Source organism: Alkalihalobacillus sp. AL-G (assembly GCF_030643805.1).
Lineage (GTDB): Bacteria > Bacillota > Bacilli > Bacillales > Fictibacillaceae > Pseudalkalibacillus.
The window spans coordinates 2502706-2519903 of sequence record NZ_CP094656.1 but is presented as its reverse complement, the minus strand read 5'-3'; the positions used below and the strand labels follow the sequence as shown (position 1 = coordinate 2519903).

Here is a 17198-nt window from a genome sequence, read left to right as displayed (position 1 = left end):
TTTGTCAAAGGGGGATGGAAGGTTCTATATGTAAATGCGTGTTCAAAAAGGAGGATACAACCTCTATTTTGAAATACAGAGATAATTGAGGTGTCCTATGGAGCTAGATATAACGTCACTAACGACAGAACAACGAAATATGCATACGAATAGCATCGATACACTTAGTACGCTTCAGGTATTAGAAATCATCAACCATGAGGATAAAAGTGTGGCGAATGCTGTCCAGAAAGCGCTGCCTCAAATTTCGGCTGCTGTAGACACCATTTATGATCGCATCAAAGAAGGAGGAAGGATGTTCTACATCGGTGCCGGAACAAGCGGTAGACTCGGTGTAATTGATGCAGCAGAATGTCCACCAACCTTCAGTACCCCTCCTGAGCAGGTTCAAGCCATTATTGCTGGGGGAGCAGAAGCGATGTTCGATGCGATTGAAGGTGCCGAAGATGATCCAGCTCAAGGCTGTAATGACCTTCTGGAAAGGAATTTGACCTCAGGGGATGTCGTTGTTGGGATTACTGCGAGTGGGAGAACGCCATATGTAATCGGTGCAATCAAGGGAGCGATTGATATTGGAGCTGCGACGGTGAGCCTAAGCTGTAACCCGAACTCGATAACCTCTGCCATTGCAAATAAGCCCATTGAAGTGATTGTAGGACCTGAAGTCCTGACGGGTTCTACTCGGTTAAAAGCAGCCACCGCACAAAAGATGGTGCTTAATATGCTGACGACCGCAACGATGATCAAGCTTGGTAAGGTATATGAAAATCTGATGGTGGATGTTCATGCTACAAACAAAAAATTGATGGAAAGAGCCAAACATATTGTGATGACGATTACAGGAATATCCTATCACGATGCAGAAACGATACTTAAGCAGACAAATTTTGAAGTCAAGACAGCGATTGTCATGTTAAAAACAGCAGTGCCGCTTGTTGTTGCAAAGAAGTGTATTCAAAACGCAGATGGATCAGTCCGTGAGGCGATCGAACAAGCAAAATGTTTCAAGTAATTGAAAGCGCTAGCAAATTAATAAGGGGGATTCACCTTGAAAATGAAAAAGTGGTTGATGACAATTGTTACATTAATACTTGTTTTGGGTATTTTCGCAGGTTGTTCGAAGGAAGACTCAACAAAGGATACCACAAATGAAAATCCGGATGCTTGGAAGGAATGGGAAGGTACGATTACAATGTGGGACGGTCCACGTTGGGCTGATAAAGATGAGAACAAATACCACTGGATCGAAGCTAAAAAGGCCGAGTTTGAAGAAAAATATCCTGGTGTAAAGATTGAGATTGTCCAAACACCATGGGCTGAAATGAATGACAAATTGAGCATTGCGATAGCAGGCCGTGCTTGGCCGGATATCGCACCAGTTGATATTAGTGGTGGATCGGTAAACATCAACCACATCAAGCAAGGGGTTGTTGCACCGTTTGACCCTTACCTGACAGATGAGGAAATGAGTGACTTTTACGAGAATGCGGTTGAAGCCTATACACATGATGGAAAGCTTTATGGAATTCCGAATTCAATCAGTGTGCATGCAATGCTGTTGAATCTTGATATTTTTGAAGAAAAAGGCGTAGAACCACCGAAAGACGGTAAATGGACGTATGATGAGTTCGTCGAAAAAATGGAAGCGTTGACTGGTGACGGCGTTGATGGATTTTCTACGTATATTTTACCTGGTTATTATGAAGCATGGCCGTTCCTTTTGATGGATGGAGGATATCCACTGAGTGATGACCTTGCAGAATACACATTTGATTCAGAAGAAGCGATCAGCGGCTTGCAAAAGCTTGTTGATTTGAAATTCAAGTATGACGTAACCCCTGAAAGTATGGGTGGTCAAGACGTAGGTGGAACATGGAAAGCATGGGGTTCAGCAGACCAACGTACAGTTGCAGTTGAGCCGTGGGCAACCTGGGCGATTGCCTCTGCACAGAGTGAAGCATTCAAAACGAACTTCATGGTAGCTGAATATCCGACTGGGGAAACGGGTGAACCTGTCACGATCGGTGGAGTAGGCGGTTGGGTCATGTTCAACTCAGAGGATGAAGCAAAGAAGCGCATGGTAGCTGAATTTATCAAACACATTTCAAGTACCGAAGAGCAAGTGACAATGGCGAAAAACTATGGAATCTTCCCTGCACGCAAATCTGCTGCAGAGCAGGAGCCGTTTGCTGACAACCCACAAATGGCAAGAGCACAAGAATTGTCTCAGCATGCTGTCATGGTTCCGCGTCATCCGAATTGGGCGAGAATTGATGAAGCGATTCAAAAGCAATTGCAGCTAGCACTAAACGGTGAAAAGACTCCAGAAGAAGCATTGAAATCAGCCGGTGAAACGGTAACCTCGATTTTAAACGAATAATCATTTTTTCACAGGGGGCTCTCTTCCTATTTTACTAAATGGGAGAGGGCTTTCTCTATCTTTGATTTCGGTTTGCTGATTGAAGTTACATAGAACACGGTTTTCTAGAAGGGAAGTGGAGCAGCAGTGGGAACAAAACCAGCACTGAAAACAAATTTTGAACCAAAACCCGTGAAGAAACATTCGAAATTTAAATCAGTATTGACTCAAATGAGAAAAAACAAAGTGGCCTATTTATTTTTAATGCCAAAACTCGTTTTCTTCGCCCTTTTTATGCTTATTCCAATTGTTTGGGCCTTCGTACTGTCTTTCCAAGAGTTCAATGTAATGGGCTCGACGTGGGTAGGGATGGAAAACTATATCGATGCGTTTGAGAGTACCGCCTTTCGAATATCATTGTGGAACACATTTTTATACACAATCGTAACCGTTCCGGCATTTGTCATTACAGCGCTATTGATTGCCACCCTTGTTCAACCGTTAGGAAAGATGTCACAATCCTTCTTCAGGGCGGCATTTTATTTACCGACTGTCACGTCCATGGTCATTATCGCGATGGTTTGGCGTTGGATGTACAACTACAAGTTTGGGCTTTTCAATTATATTGTCGGGTGGCTCGGTATGGAGCCGGTCAATTGGCTCGGACAAAGTGATACAGCGTTATTATCGCTTATGATCATGTCGATCCTGATCCCTCCTGGTGCTGGGATCATCATTTATTTGGCTGCAATGAATGAGATCGATCAGACACTATATGAAGCTGCTAAAATTGACGGTGCGAATGCATTTCAACGGTGGTTAAGAATCACGATACCTATGTTGAAACCGACAACGCTCTATTTATTCATTTTAAGTACGATTGGTTCGTTTCAAGTGTTTACACAAATTATCATGATGACCGGGGGAGGTCCCGGGAATGCTACGGAAACCATCGTTCATGTCATCTATAAGACCGCATTCCGTGACTTTAAATTCGGGTTAGCCTCTGCACAGTCCGTCATTTTATTCTTTATCATTATGATCTTTGCAATTTTCCAATACAGAACACTGAGATCCGATCATCATTAGGTAGGTGAAAAATGTGAAAAGTAACGATGTTAATCATAAAATCGGTAAGCTTTTGATCTATGTGTCACTTATATTCATGGCGCTCGTATCCTTGCTGCCATTGTACTGGGTATTCTCGACTTCACTTCAACTACCAAGCTACCAGAATGAAAACATGGAAGAGCCGATCAACTTTGTAGAGTCTGCTCCACCAAAGCTTTATCCGGTAGGTATAGGGGAATATTTCCACCAGTGGCAGGAGCGGGAAAAAGCAGAGGATGCTGGTGATCAAAAAGATGCAGCCTATCATGATCAAAAAATGGATGAGGTTGTGACCAAAACGTTTGAAGGGTTCACTGTATTATTTGAACGTACGAAAATTTTAAGATGGCTGTTTAATAGCTTGTATATATCCATTCTGGCAACTCTTGCGATTGTTCTAATTGATACGATGTCTGGGTACGTATTAGCAAAAAAGAATTTTCCTGGGAAAATGATCATCTTTTGGGCGATCATCTCTACAATGATGATTCCGGAACAAGTCACACTCGTACCTACGTTTATGATGGTACAGAAGCTCCAGCTATTCAACACCCACTGGGCATTGATTTTTCCGAGTCTAGCGCTAGCGTTTGGTGTGTTCTTAATGCGACAGTTCTTGCTAGCGATTCCGAATGAGTTGATTGAAGCAGCAAAAATTGATGGTGCATCTGAATGGAAAATCTTTTGGACAATCATCGTTCCGCTTGCAAAACCAGCCATGGCGGTCCTTGGCATCTTCACATTCGTATTAATGTGGAATTCATTCCTATGGCCGATCATTGTATTGAACGATGAGAATCTGCTTACATTGCCTGCTGGTTTGAAAACGTTACAGGATGCGAACCTAGCAAGCTTCAAGCTATTGATGACAGGGGCAACCGTTGCCGCTATTCCAATGATTGTCTTCTTTTTATTATTCCAAAAGTACTTTGTAAAAGGATTATCAATGGGAGGAGTGAAGTAATAAATGATGATGGATACCTTACGTAAAAAGATCGGCCAGTTGATGGTGTTTGGTTTTAAAGCTGAATCTCCTTCTAAATTGTCCAGTGAGATTCACAATTTAATTGAAAACCATCATGTAGGTGGGATTATTCTATTTGGCCGGAACATCGGAACCCCTGAAGAAATACAAGAACTGACCTCAACCCTTCAGAAAACTGCGATGGAGTCAGGTCATGAGCATCCTCTATTTATTTGCATCGATCAAGAAAATGGCGTTGTTCGAAGACTTGGTGAAGGTACAACCGTATTCCCTGGAGCAATGATGATTGGGGCTACTGGTGAACCAGAATTAGCCCACAATGTCGGATATGCTACAGGAAACGAACTGCTTGGCCTCGGCATCAATTGGAATCTGTCTCCTGTCGTTGATGTGAATAACAACCCCTATAACCCTGTTATTGATGTAAGGTCGTTTGGTGAATATCCTGAGCGTGTAGCCGAATTTGGGGTTCAGCTTATGAATGGGATGAAGGAAGCAGGTGTCATTACGACGCTGAAGCACTTTCCAGGACACGGGGATACGAACCTCGATTCTCATTTGGAGTTACCAGTCATCCCGCATGATCTTCAACGCTTGAATGAAGTTGAGCTCGTGCCTTTTAAAAAAGCGATTGAAAACGGTGCGGATACCATTATGACAGCACACGTCTATTTCCCATCACTTGAGCCAGATGCTGATCGACCAGCAACGATGTCAAAAGCGGTAATTACTGGATTACTCCGGGGAGAGCTTGGCTACGATGGAGTCATTACGACCGACTGTATGGAAATGAAAGCCATTGCGGACGGAGTTGGTACAGCACAGGGAGCCGTGGAAGCGATCAAAGCCGGAGTGGATCTAATCATGATCTCTCATTTGCCAGAACTTCAGCACGCTGCAATTGAGCGAGTATATTCGGCCGTGCAAAACGGTGAAATAGAAGAGTCGACGATCGATGAAGCCTACGCTAGGGTGATGAAATTGAAAGAGAACGGATTAAACTGGAATTCAAATAGAAATCCTTTCACACAGCCAGAGCATCACGAAGCATTGGCAAATGATGTTATGAAGAAAGGGATTACCCTTATCGAAAAGAAACAAGGTATTTTACCCCTTTCCAATGATCCATCTCATCAGGTGCTAGTCGTTTATCCTGAAAACACGTATTTGACACAGGTTGAGGACGAACGGTTTTCATCTCATGCACTCGGATCAGTCGTTCAGGAAATCCATCCGGAAGCGAGAGTAGCGACCGTATCACAGCATCCAACCCAGGGAGAAATTGATCGTGTCATCGAACAAGCACAACAGGCTGATACAATCATTGTCGGTACGTTGACTGCTTTCCGCTCAAAGTCCCAGCAAAGACTTGTAAAAGAATTGTTCCAAACCAAAAAGCAGGTTGTTTTGATTGCAATGAGGAGCCCTTACGACCTTGGACATTTTCCTGGGGTGTCTGCAGCGATCGCAACGTATGAATTTACGACGCCTGCATTGCGAATAGCAATCCAATGCTTATATGGTAAAACGAAGGTTACAGGAAAATTCCCTGTCACAATAAAATACGAACACGGAGCGAATAAAGAGTAGGTGATGCAGAATATGACTTCCACAACAGGCGGTCTCGTAATGTTAAAAGAGATGTTGGAAAAGCTTCCGCCATCCGAAAGAAAAATAGCAACTCACATTCTTACAAATCCACAAGCTTCTATTACGGCAACGACGAATGAATTAGCACAACAGAGTCAGACGAGCAGTGCTGCTGTCATCCGATTGTGTAAATCACTCGGATTGAAGGGTTTTCAGGAACTGAAGATAAAGGTTGCTGGTGATTTACAAAAGACCACAACCGAAGGATACCGTGACATTCAACCAAATGAAACACATGCATCGGTTTTAGAAAAGATGACGAACAACAGCATTCAGTCGCTAAAAGAAACTTCAGAAGTGCTAAATCTAGAAGAGCTATCAAGTGCTGTCAGAGCATTGATTGATGCCGATACGATTCACTTCTTTGGAGTTGGCGCTTCGGGTATCATTGCACAAGATGCTCAACAAAAATTTCTCCGTATCAATAAAAAAGCGATGGCCTTTTCGGACATTCATATGGTCGCGATGTTGATCGGAAACGTTCAACCTAATGATGTCGTCGTTGGAATCTCATTTTCTGGTGAAACGATTGAGGTAGCCAATATTGTAGAGCTGGCAAACAAAAAAGGAGCAAAAACAATCAGCTTGACGAAGTATGGATCCTCACGTATTTCTGACCGTGCATCCATCAAGCTATTCACTTCTATATCAAAAGAAGCAACATTTCGAAGTGGGGCAACCTCATCAAGGCTTGCCCAGCTTCACGTATTGGACATTTTGTTCATGTGTGTCGCAACGAACCAATATGATGAATCGATTGAATACTTGGATGAAACAAGGAAAGCAATCGAATTCATTCAACAGAAACAACGAAAATGAGGAGGGTAAAACATGCTCCAGCTCATTTCCTCTATTCTGAACAAAAATAAAAGGTTAGCAGTTGGATTGATGTCTGGCACATCACTCGATGGAATTGATGCAGCATTAGTTGAAATCGCAGGAGTCGGAGATCAAACGAGCGTTCAACTCGTTGAATTTGAATCTCTTCCGTATAAAGTTGAGGAACGGAACCGGTTGATTGAATTGTGTTCACCTGAAACTTCTACAGTTGAAAAGATTTGTGAGATGAATGTCGAGCTAGGTGAACGGTTTGCTGAAGCTGCAATTTCCGTGATCAAAAAGGCGGGTCTGAAGCGAGCCGATGTTGATTTTATCAGTTCACACGGTCAGACAATCTACCATTGGCCTGACAATGAAGCTACTTTTCAAATTGGTGAACTAGCAGTCATTACAGCACGCACGGGTATCTTGACCGTAGGAGATTTCCGGCCAAATGATATGGCTTATGGAGGACAGGGCGCACCGCTTGTTCCGTTTGTCGACTCTATGCTTTTCTCTCATCCCGATAGGAACAGGGTCCTCATTAACATTGGCGGGATCAGTAATTTAACGATCGTACCAAAACGTGGTAAGGATGCTGGTGATTGTACCGCATTTGATATCGGACCAGGAAACGTCTTGATTGATGGTGTTGTTCGAAAGTTGACCAACCATAAGAAAAGCTATGATGAAGGCGGTTCAGTCGCAATTAAAGGTAAAGTCCATGGGGATTTTTTAGAGGAACTTTTCAATGACGATTCATTTTTAAAGATGCACCCACCGAAAAGTACTGGACGTGAGCATTACAATAACCAACTGCTTGAAAAAATTTTAAAAAGGTCGGCGGAACGAGATGTATCGTTTGAAGATATCGTTGCAACAGTGACACACTATACAATCACTTCTATCGTTTCGAGTATCCGCGAGTTTGTTTTGCCACAGCTTGACGTCGATGAAGCTATTGTATCTGGTGGCGGTGCACATAACCGAGCGATTTTGGATGGGCTACAACAACAGCTGTCCTGTCGTGTTCGGAAATTTGATGACATTGCCTTTTCAGGGGATGCAAAAGAAGCGGTTGCCTTTGTCGTACTTGGAAATCAGTTTTTACACGGTGAACCGAATAACCTGCCTTCAGCTACTGGAGCGAAACGTGAAGCGGTTATGGGGAAGCTTGTACTACCGTAACAATTTTAGAGGTTGTTCAAAAAGTCCGGAGGCTAAAAGGATGTTAGTCAGTTCGACGTTATCACAGGACGTGATGATTTAAGTCGAACTTCAAATTGAAGCTGTCGAATTTCATCGTTACTCGGTGTCGCCGGACTTGCACACGGACGTGCTGACTTCGACGTTTTCACAGGACGTGAAGTATTTAGTCGAAGTTCCATATGTACCTGCGTCTACAAGTAATTCCTAGGATGTAAGCTTCCTTGGTACAACTCGTATCTTAAATGCAAGTACCGCTCGTCGCTCCGGTCCTCGAGCCTGTCGTGCCACGGGCTCACAGGATGTGAGCCAGTTCAACGTTGTCACTGGACGTGACGTAGTTAGTTGAACTTCAGAAATCTCGGCTCTTTTCATCCTCCTTTTTGAACGAGCACTATAAGTGATGTACGGTGAGGTGGTCCAATGAGCAGAAGAATGAAAAAGATTATATTCATTGCAATTATCGGATGGGTGATTTTATCCATCCTCGGCATTTTCTCGTTCTTCGTTGGAAATGACCCATCAACAAAAGAGGATGCCGAGTTAAGCGAGATCGAAGCACGTGTTGAACAGATGACCGTGAAAGAAAAAGTCGGTCAGTTGCTTATGCCGGCGATTCGTGAAGTAGATAACGAACCAGTTACGAACATGCAGCCAGAAATCAAACAAATGATCGATGAGTATACTCCTGGTGGCATTGTTTTATTCCGAGAAAACGTACAATCAAGACAGCAACTGAAGCTGTTGATCTCTAAACTTCAGGAAGAGAGTGAAATCCCTTTATTGATGTCAATCGATCAAGAGGGCGGGCTTGTAACTAGATTGTCTTATTTTCCAGACTTACCTGGGAATATGGCCCTTGGTGCAACAGCAGATCGTAGTCTCGTAAAAGAAGCAGGTCAGATTATCGGAAAAGAGCTTCATAGTCTTGGTATCCATATCGATTTTGCGCCGGCAGTCGATATTAATGTAAATCCACTTAATCCTGTGATCGGCATCCGTTCCTTCGGGGATGATCCGAAGCAAGTTGCCAAAATGGGCACAGCGTTTATGGATGGGCTGAATGAAGCGGGTGTAATGGCAGTTGCAAAGCATTTTCCAGGTCATGGCGGAGTCGCTTCGGATTCCCATTATGTGCTTCCCGTTAATCCGAATTCAATCGAGGAACTGCGAAACTCCGAATTGAAGCCGTTCCAGGCGATGATTGACGAAGATGTACAGGGAGTCATGACCGCACACATTACTTTCCCGAACATTGAAACGACCCAGCTTGCATCCAAAAAAGATGGATTACCCGTGCATGTCCCTGCAACCCTGTCTCCCCGTATGATCAACGAGCTTTTACGTGAAGAAATGAGGTTTGATGGACTCGTGTTTACGGATGCGATGGACATGAAGGCGATCTCAGATCATTTCGGTCCTGGAGAAGCAGCGGTACGGACAATCTTAGCAGGTGCGGATATCATTGTCATGCCGGAACATTTGAAGGTCGCGTACGATTCATTGATTGAAGCCGTGGAGTCAAAGCGGGTAACCGAAAAGCGCTTGAACAAGTCGGTTATGCGAATTTTAAAAGCGAAGCAGAAATTCATTGATGCTAATACGGCGGATTTAAGCGAAGGTTCAACGATTGAAGAAGTGATTCAACTTGAAAAAAAGATTGCAGAACAGTCTATTACGGTTTTAAAAAATGATCAAGTACTTCCGCTTGAAGAAAAGTTCGAGGGATCGATCGCAATCGTTTCCTCTGATAATCAGCTCTTGAATGCGATGAAAAACGCTATGTGGGGACATCATTATCAATTTGAACTTGTTCGAATCGATTCGTTGAAAAATCAAAACGGGAAGCTCACTGAAGATCAAATAGGACAGCTTGAACAATCAGCTTTAACCCTTTTCGTTTCCGAATCACCAACGATTGTCGGATATGGAGAGAATGCTTGGGAATTGGCGACATTAAAAGACGCACAAAAGTACTCGCAAGACACCGTATTAGTGATGGCACGGAACCCGTATGATTTAACTGTTCTTCCGGAAGTCGATGTAGCGATTGCCCAATATTCAACTGAGTCTGCATCGTTTCAGGCAACAGCAGATGTTATTTTCGGTGAAAAGGAAGCATTTGGGACATTGCCAGTACAAATACCAACGAGATAAGTGGAGGTGAGAAGTTGAACTTGACTGATTCTTTGAATGAGATTGTTGAGCATGCGGTTGCATCGATCGTTCCAGGGATCGCAATCCAGGTGGTTCAGGATGGGGACCTCATTTATGAAAATACATCAGGACACCGGACGACATTTCCATCGACACAGCCAGTTACAGTAGACACTCGGTTTGATCTCGCTTCATTAACGAAGATTGTTACGTCCACGATGATTTTGATTCTAGTCAGTCAATCCCGCCTCTCACTCAATACGAAGATAGACACCTTTTTCAAGCCTTGTCTGACTTCCCGAATGAACGAACGTTTTTCAGGGATTTCCGTCAAGAAGCTTCTCACCCATACCTCAGGGTTCCCTGCCTGGCATCCTTTTTATTGCAGCAACAAATCATTTTTGGCACAGATTGATGAACTGATCCCTATGTTTTCACTGGATCGAAAGGTGTGCTATAGCGACCTGAACTTTATTTTACTAGGAAAAATCATTGAGCAGATTACAGGAATGTCATTACAGGACGCCTTCAGAGATTTGATTAAAATCCCAGTATCATTGACAAGCATGGAATATGGTCCTGTATCCGAGGAAAATGTAGCTGCCACGGAATTTGGTAACCGGATTGAGATGGGGATGTGCAATGATCGGAACAAAACATTTTCCGATTGGAGAGACATTGATGAACCGATTAAGGGTGAAGTGAACGATGGAAACACCCATTATTTTTTTCAAGGTGTATCCGGTCATGCTGGTCTATTTTCAACGATGAAAGATGTTTCGAAGTTTGCGCAAATTTATACGGACCCAACACTCGCGGAAACAGTCGGATTAGATTGCAATTTGATTGAGATGGCCTGTCGTGAACACGTTCCAGGAAGAGGACTTGGATGGGAGGTTTCACCGATTTTCATGAACAGAGCCGATCATACCGGTTTTACAGGGACTTCGATCTGTGTCGATCCGACTGAACGGGTTGTTGTTACTTTAATGACGAGCCGCCTACATCAAGAGCATCCGGCCAATTTAACCTCGTTACGTGAGAAAGTCCATGAAATTGTGTTTCGATTTTTACATAATGCTTAAGGATAAGGAGGATTGACATGCTGAATCCATCGTTTTGTGATCAGATCAAGGAACTTGTCGGATCTTCTAACGTATATACAGATTCTGTTTCATTGTTGTCGTACTCCTATGATGCGACACCGAATTACCAATCGATGCCGCAGATCATCGTCGAACCTGGAAATACGGAGGAAGTAAGCGGAATCGTCAAGCTATGCTCAGAATATGAAATACCGATTGTTCCTCGCGGTTCTGGGACGAATCTTTGTGCCGGAACAATTCCAGTCGATGGCGGATTGGTGATGCTGTTCAATCGGATGGCGGGTATTCTTGAAATGGATGAAGAGAATTTAACTGCAACCGTGCAACCTGGTGTCATCACTCAGACCTTGATTGAGGAAGCTGAAAGAAAGAGCCTGTTTTATCCACCGGATCCTGGAAGTATGAAGATTTCAACGATCGGCGGAAATATCAACGAATGCTCAGGCGGTTTGCGCGGAATGAAATACGGCGTAACAAAGGACTATGTACTCGGACTTACAGCCGTACTTCCGAACGGTGATATCGTTAAGACCGGTGGAAAGCTCACAAAGGATGTCGCAGGATATGACCTGACAAAGCTTCTCATCGGTTCCGAGGGTACGCTTGCCATCGTAACCGAAGCGATCCTGAAGCTCGTTCCGAAACCCGAATCGAAAAAGACGATGCTCGCCCTTTTTGAAAATATCGAAAACGCTGCACAGACGGTTTCGGACATTATCGCGGCCCGAATCATTCCTGCAACTCTTGAATTTTTAGATCAAGGAACATTGCAAGCCGTTGAAGATTTTGCTCAAATCGGATTACCGACCAATGTGGAAGCAGTTTTACTGATCGAGCAGGATGGTTCACCTGATGCAGTCGTTTCGGATATTCGTAAAATAGAAGCATTGTGTCGTGAAAATGGGGCGTTTTCGGTAGAGGTCGCTTCAACCGATCAGGAAGCCGCGCAATTGATGACCGCCAGACGTGCCGCTCTCACTGCATTGTCCCGCCTGAAGCCGACGACGATTCTTGAAGATGCGACGGTTCCAAGGTCAAAGGTTGCTGAAATGGTCCGATTCGTGAATGAAACAGCCCGGAAGTTCAATCTGCAAATTTGTACGTTCGGTCATGCTGGGGATGGTAATTTGCATCCGACCTGTTTGACCGATGCAAGGGATATGGAAGAGTTGGAGCGAGTCGAGCAGGCATTCGAAGAAATATTCGCAAAAGCTGTCGACCTTGGCGGAACGATTACCGGAGAACACGGTGTCGGAATGATGAAGGCTCCTTATTTATCATGGAAAATAGGAGAAGAAGGAGTCAATATCATGAAAAGCATCAAAGCAGCCTTCGATCCCAAAAATATATTGAACCCTGGAAAAATGTTCGGAAAGAGCACTAGGAAAAGAGTTGTGATCCGCTCATGACTACTCCCACAACGTTACAAAAACAATTTAAAGAACGCATGGATTACGATGAATTGATGAATTGTACCCGTTGTGGCTTTTGCCAACCGACTTGTCCGACGTTCATTGAAACGGACCGAAAAGAATCTTCATCACCTCGTGGCAGAATCGCATTAATGAAAGCGGTCGTCGATGGTGTAATCGAACCGGATGAAGGCTTCGAGCGGGAACTGAGCTTGTGTCTCGGCTGCCGTGCCTGTGAAACTGCTTGTCCGAGTGGAGTAAAGTACGGTCAGCTGTTAGAGGACGCCCGTGCAATCGTCGCGGAGCATAAAAAAGTGCCGTTTTTCAAGAGGATCTTCTCGAATCTTCTACTTCACACATTAATACCGAACCGCCGTTTATTACGTGTTGCAGTGCTGCTTTTATGGGTATATCAACGTTCGGGATTGCAGGCTGGTTTACGAAAACTCAAGGTGTTAAAATGGATTTCACCTTCTTTATTTGAAATGGAAGGATCGCTGCCAGCGGCACCCTCTCCGTTTTCCCGCCTTAAAAATTCATCTGCTGAGTCTTCGGTATCGTTTTTCCGCGGATGTATCATGGATGCTCTATTCGTAGAAACGAATCAGAATACGATTGATTTGATTGCTGCTGGTAATGAGGAGATTGGTATACCAGTTGGGCAAACGTGCTGTGGTGCGCTTCATGCCCATGCCGGTGATCAAAAAAAAGCGATTGAGCTTGCGAAGCAGAACATCTGTGCTTTCGAAACGGGTGATCATGAGGTCATCGCTACTAACGCAGGCGGGTGTGGTGCCTTTTTAGCGGAATATCCACATTTATTAAAAGATGAGCCGGAATGGGCAAAGCGAGCCGTTCAATTTTCACGAAAAATCAAGGATGTTTCTTCGTTGCTCAACGAACACGATCAAATTGATGGATTCGAAGCCTCCCCACAACTCGTCACGTACCAGGATTCGTGTCATTTGAAGCACGGAATGAACGTCTTTTCTAAGCCGCGTCAGCTTTTAAAAAGCGTGAAGGGAGTCGAATTCGTAGAGCTTGACAATGCTGGAATGTGCTGCGGTTCAGCAGGAATTTATAACTTGATCGAACAGGAGATGTCAATGCAAATCCTTGATCATAAAATGGAGGATGTTAAACGGACGAATGCTGCTGTAATCGTCACATCGAATCCAGGCTGTCTACTACAGATGCGACTCGGCATCCAGCGCGCTGGACTTGAAGACAAACTGAAAGCCGTCCATATCGTCGACTTCCTTCACGAAGCGCAAACCAAATAGCAATTGGCTGATCAAAGCATCATTTTTGGATGTCCGGTCAGCCTTTTTCAATAAACTTGTTTTCGCAGTTAATTTTGATTTTTCGCAGTTAATTTTAAAATTTCACAGTAAACTTCCTCTAAGGTAGCCAACTCTTCTCATTATCATTTAAATCAGACCTTCGTCCTGATTAATTTCCTTATCGGGTAAAATTTCCAGTAGAATTCGAACGTATATTCTCATATAATAAGACATAAGATATAGAACAAACGTTCCTGTCTGGGGTGATGAGGATGGAAATTGATTATTCAACCTTTGAAAAACGTACAATTCTTTGTATTGATATGAAAAGCTTTTTTGCGAGCTGTAGTGCCGTTGAGATGGGGCTCGATCCGCTCACCTGTTATCTTGTTGTCGTCGGAGATACTGAACGCCAAGGAAGTGTCGTGCTTGCTGCTTCCCCGATGATGAAAAAGGAATTTGGAATCCGTACAGGGAGCCGTCTCTTTGAGGTCCCGGATGATTCGCGTATCCATGTCGTCAATGCGGAGATGCGCCTGTATTTAAGACGTTCGACGGATATAACCCGTTTGTTCAACCGCTATGTCCCGAAGGATGCCATCCACACGTACAGTGTCGATGAAAGCTTTCTTCAGGTTGATGGAACCGAAAAGCTGTGGGGAGACAAATGGGAGATTGCGCGACGGATCAAGGAGGAAATTTGGGAAAAATACGGCCTCCCTTGTGCAATCGGAATGGGACCGAACATGCTGCTGTCAAAAATTTGTCTCGATCTTGAGGCGAAGAAGTATGGGATTGCCGAGTGGACGTTCGAGGATGTAAAGAAAACACTCTGGAAGGTATCCCCGCTCAGCAACATGTGGGGAATCGGTCCACGTTTGGAACGGACTCTGAATAGGATGGGGATCATGTCCGTCGGTCAGCTTGCCAACTATCCACTGGAATTACTCGAAAAAAAGTTTGGGGTCATGGGGAATCAGCTTTATTATCACGCGAACGGGGTGGACTTGTCGGAAATCGGTGCTCCGATCATGCAAGGGCAAATCAGCTACGGAAAAGGGCAGATTTTACTGAGGGATTATAAAGTTCGGAAAGAAATTCAACACGTCATCCTTGAAATGTGTGAAGAGGTCGGGCGCCGGGCTCGGAACGCAAAAAAAGCCGGACGGACAATCAGCCTCGGTGTCGGCTACAGCAAGGACGAAGCAGGCGGAGGCTTTCACCGTTCCCGGACGATTCCTGAACCGACGAACATCACGATGGATCTTTACCGGGTTTGCCTCGAGCTGTTCGACGAGTTCTATACAGGGGAAACCGTTCGGAAGCTTTCGATTACACTTTCTAACGTTTGTGCAGATGAGGAAATGCAGCTTTCCCTTTTCGATCTTGATCGTCCGAAAAAGCGAACGCTCGGCTATACGATGGATCGAATCCGTGAAAGATATGGCGGGGATTCCCTTTTGCGTGCGGTATCCTATACGACAGCAGGAACAGCCAGACATCGCAGTCGTCTTGTCGGCGGACACAAAGCATAAGGAAGGGCGTGAATCATCATGGGTATCCGTGACCGTGGGAATATCAAATGGACGGCGATGATGCTACCGGAGCATGTCAAGCTGCTGCGCGACTGGAAGGAAGAGGACCGGATCCAGCAAAAGCCTGATTTGGATGAGCAAAAGCTCGAGGAAATGAATGACATCATTCATGAAGCAATGGCATCGAACCGCACCCTGTCATTCGTGCATTTTGAAAGCGACGGGTATAAGATCCTCATCGGAAACATTCATTACGCTGATCCTGTCCACCACATTTTAAGGATCGTCAATGAATTCGGTGACCGACAAGACCTGAAGCTCCAAGACATCCTTGATATCCGCTATTTATAATACTAAGATGTGGGCCTAAAGGTGCTTTAAATTCTTTTGGGCCCACTAATAGACTAAAAAACTAATGCTATTTATAAATCCTATCAATTGTATCGTGGGAATGTAGCTCTAGTTGTTCTGAAATAATAAGGTTGTCCAGGAATAAACATACTGAATAATAAATCCTAGGCTTATTCGAGATATAACGTTCTCGCGGAGCATTTTGGTTTTTTATGAGAAGTTCACAAATTAGTCGAGCACTTTCAACACCCTCATCTAAATAAGAAAGAATCGCATCTTTGTATTCATTAGATAAAATATAGGCTGCTGCATCCAATATAATCTCCTCGTCAGAAGGGTTCTGGACGGGTTGGTCATCAAATAAACTTAATTTTGCTTGAGTATAATCACTTGCAGGATTATGAATATGGTCAAATTCATTAACTTGAGTGGGTTGTGTTTGGTTCTCTTCATGTTTGAAGTTGTCATTGTAAAAGGTGTTGTCTTGATAGTCAGAAAGGATTTTGTTCAATCGCTCTTTCTGCCGTTCTAGCAATGGTAGCTTCAAGTGCAGGTGTTGGAGTATATCATGTGGCATTTCTAGTTCATGAGGGAGGTCTTGAATAGTATCATCTCTAGTCCAATTATTTTTAAGTTTAGATAAAACTTCATCCAATTCATAATCAATTTTTTGAAACCCTTTCATAATTGCTTTTACGATATCCGGAGATAAACCTGTATGCTCTTCAAAGTGATTTACTCCGAAGCTCCGACGTTCATTTGTTTGTAGATGTCGTACTATGTATTCATATCGTAAAGGTCGACCACATTCACATGGATGATCCGCTGAAACGACTTCATGATCAATATAATCCTCTAGAATCCATTCATCGAGCAGTAATTCGATTTCTTCATCAGAAGCCCCATCAGGTAAGTAAAGCCCCTTATCCATAGCCAAGGTATTTGCAAATACAGTTTTCCTTCCTCGTTTAAGCCGCTCATTTAAATAAGATTTTTGTTCATCGTTTAACAACTTCATAATTTCTTCTCTTTCAGAAACTGATAACGTTACTGACAAATGTCTGCACCTCCAATTAAAAGTCTAAATCAAATAAGATCAATTTAAATATTCAGACAGTTTTAATTTAACATAGAAGGTTGTTCAATTTCTAATTAATGACCTAATTGTCAGACCAAAGGAACGGTTTTTTTTGAAAAAACAATAAAAAGTCTTCCATATGTTAGA

Annotated in this window: 14 protein-coding genes; 13 read left to right on the top strand and 1 reads right to left on the bottom strand. The window is 43.7% G+C overall.

The genetic code is table 11. The features are described from left to right. The first annotated feature begins 97 nt into the window (after positions 1-97). From murQ to MOJ78_RS12870, 13 genes are all read left to right on the top strand, one after another. On the top strand, positions 98-1012 hold the full coding sequence (gene murQ / locus MOJ78_RS12930) for an N-acetylmuramic acid 6-phosphate etherase (RefSeq protein ID WP_304977762.1): 915 nt from the start codon (positions 98-100) through the stop codon (positions 1010-1012). A 42-nt stretch (positions 1013-1054) separates the two neighbouring features. Beyond that, positions 1055-2380 (top strand): sugar ABC transporter substrate-binding protein, encoded by a 1326-nt coding sequence (locus MOJ78_RS12925; protein ID WP_304981254.1) that lies wholly within the window; start codon positions 1055-1057, stop codon positions 2378-2380. 327 nt (positions 2381-2707) lie between these two features. Continuing rightward, positions 2708-3448, top strand: a complete 741-nt coding sequence (locus MOJ78_RS12920; RefSeq protein WP_304977761.1) for a carbohydrate ABC transporter permease — start codon at positions 2708-2710, stop codon at positions 3446-3448. A 13-nt stretch (positions 3449-3461) separates the two neighbouring features. Beyond that, positions 3462-4433: a carbohydrate ABC transporter permease gene (locus MOJ78_RS12915; protein WP_304977760.1), complete on the top strand. Its 972-nt coding sequence runs from the start codon at positions 3462-3464 to the stop codon at positions 4431-4433. Positions 4434-4436: 3 nt separating this feature from the next. Then, positions 4437-6044 carry a beta-N-acetylhexosaminidase gene (nagZ, locus tag MOJ78_RS12910; RefSeq protein WP_304977759.1) on the top strand — a complete coding sequence of 536 codons (1608 nt, stop codon included), beginning with the start codon at positions 4437-4439 and terminating at the stop codon, positions 6042-6044. Positions 6045-6056: 12 nt separating this feature from the next. Then, entirely contained in the window at positions 6057-6923 is an 867-nt protein-coding gene (locus tag MOJ78_RS12905) for a MurR/RpiR family transcriptional regulator (protein WP_304977758.1), read from the top strand. A gap of 12 nt (positions 6924-6935) precedes the next feature. Beyond that, positions 6936-8111: an anhydro-N-acetylmuramic acid kinase gene (locus MOJ78_RS12900; RefSeq protein WP_304977757.1), complete on the top strand. Its 1176-nt coding sequence runs from the start codon at positions 6936-6938 to the stop codon at positions 8109-8111. A 441-nt stretch (positions 8112-8552) separates the two neighbouring features. Beyond that, positions 8553-10286: a beta-N-acetylhexosaminidase gene (nagZ, locus tag MOJ78_RS12895; protein WP_304977756.1), complete on the top strand. Its 1734-nt coding sequence runs from the start codon at positions 8553-8555 to the stop codon at positions 10284-10286. A 14-nt stretch (positions 10287-10300) separates the two neighbouring features. Then, positions 10301-11371, top strand: coding sequence for a serine hydrolase domain-containing protein (locus tag MOJ78_RS12890; RefSeq protein WP_304977755.1), 1071 nt, complete (start codon positions 10301-10303; stop codon positions 11369-11371). Between the two features lie 17 nt (positions 11372-11388). Further along, entirely contained in the window at positions 11389-12801 is a 1413-nt protein-coding gene (gene glcD, locus MOJ78_RS12885; protein ID WP_304977754.1) for a glycolate oxidase subunit GlcD, read from the top strand. Beyond that, entirely contained in the window at positions 12798-14087 is a 1290-nt protein-coding gene (locus MOJ78_RS12880) for a (Fe-S)-binding protein (protein ID WP_304977753.1), read from the top strand. Before glcD ends, MOJ78_RS12880 begins: the two co-directional genes overlap by 4 nt. 272 nt (positions 14088-14359) lie before the next feature. Further along, entirely contained in the window at positions 14360-15622 is a 1263-nt protein-coding gene (locus tag MOJ78_RS12875) for a Y-family DNA polymerase (protein ID WP_304977752.1), read from the top strand. An 18-nt stretch (positions 15623-15640) separates the two neighbouring features. Then, on the top strand, positions 15641-15973 hold the full coding sequence (locus tag MOJ78_RS12870) for a YolD-like family protein (protein ID WP_304977751.1): 333 nt from the start codon (positions 15641-15643) through the stop codon (positions 15971-15973). Positions 15974-16040: 67 nt separating this feature from the next. Here the strand turns inward: MOJ78_RS12870 and MOJ78_RS12865 are convergent, their stop codons facing one another. Continuing rightward, positions 16041-17030 (bottom strand): DUF3895 domain-containing protein, encoded by a 990-nt coding sequence (locus tag MOJ78_RS12865; protein WP_304977750.1) that lies wholly within the window; start codon positions 17028-17030, stop codon positions 16041-16043. Between the last annotated feature and the right edge of the window lie 168 nt (positions 17031-17198).

What these genes read in the sequence shown, in the direction of transcription:
- murQ (WP_304977762.1), top strand. Translation starts at nt 98, where the DNA reads ATGGAGCTAGATATAACGTCACTAACGACAGAACAACGAAATATGCAT.
- MOJ78_RS12925 (WP_304981254.1), top strand. Translation starts at nt 1,055, where the DNA reads ATGAAAAAGTGGTTGATGACAATTGTTACATTAATACTTGTTTTGGGT.
- MOJ78_RS12920 (WP_304977761.1), top strand. Translation starts at nt 2,708, where the DNA reads ATGGGCTCGACGTGGGTAGGGATGGAAAACTATATCGATGCGTTTGAG.
- nagZ (WP_304977759.1), top strand. Translation starts at nt 4,437, where the DNA reads ATGATGATGGATACCTTACGTAAAAAGATCGGCCAGTTGATGGTGTTT.
- MOJ78_RS12905 (WP_304977758.1), top strand. Translation starts at nt 6,057, where the DNA reads ATGACTTCCACAACAGGCGGTCTCGTAATGTTAAAAGAGATGTTGGAA.
- MOJ78_RS12900 (WP_304977757.1), top strand. Translation starts at nt 6,936, where the DNA reads ATGCTCCAGCTCATTTCCTCTATTCTGAACAAAAATAAAAGGTTAGCA.
- nagZ (WP_304977756.1), top strand. Translation starts at nt 8,553, where the DNA reads ATGAGCAGAAGAATGAAAAAGATTATATTCATTGCAATTATCGGATGG.
- glcD (WP_304977754.1), top strand. Translation starts at nt 11,389, where the DNA reads ATGCTGAATCCATCGTTTTGTGATCAGATCAAGGAACTTGTCGGATCT.
- MOJ78_RS12880 (WP_304977753.1), top strand. Translation starts at nt 12,798, where the DNA reads ATGACTACTCCCACAACGTTACAAAAACAATTTAAAGAACGCATGGAT.
- MOJ78_RS12875 (WP_304977752.1), top strand. Translation starts at nt 14,360, where the DNA reads ATGGAAATTGATTATTCAACCTTTGAAAAACGTACAATTCTTTGTATT.
- MOJ78_RS12870 (WP_304977751.1), top strand. Translation starts at nt 15,641, where the DNA reads ATGGGTATCCGTGACCGTGGGAATATCAAATGGACGGCGATGATGCTA.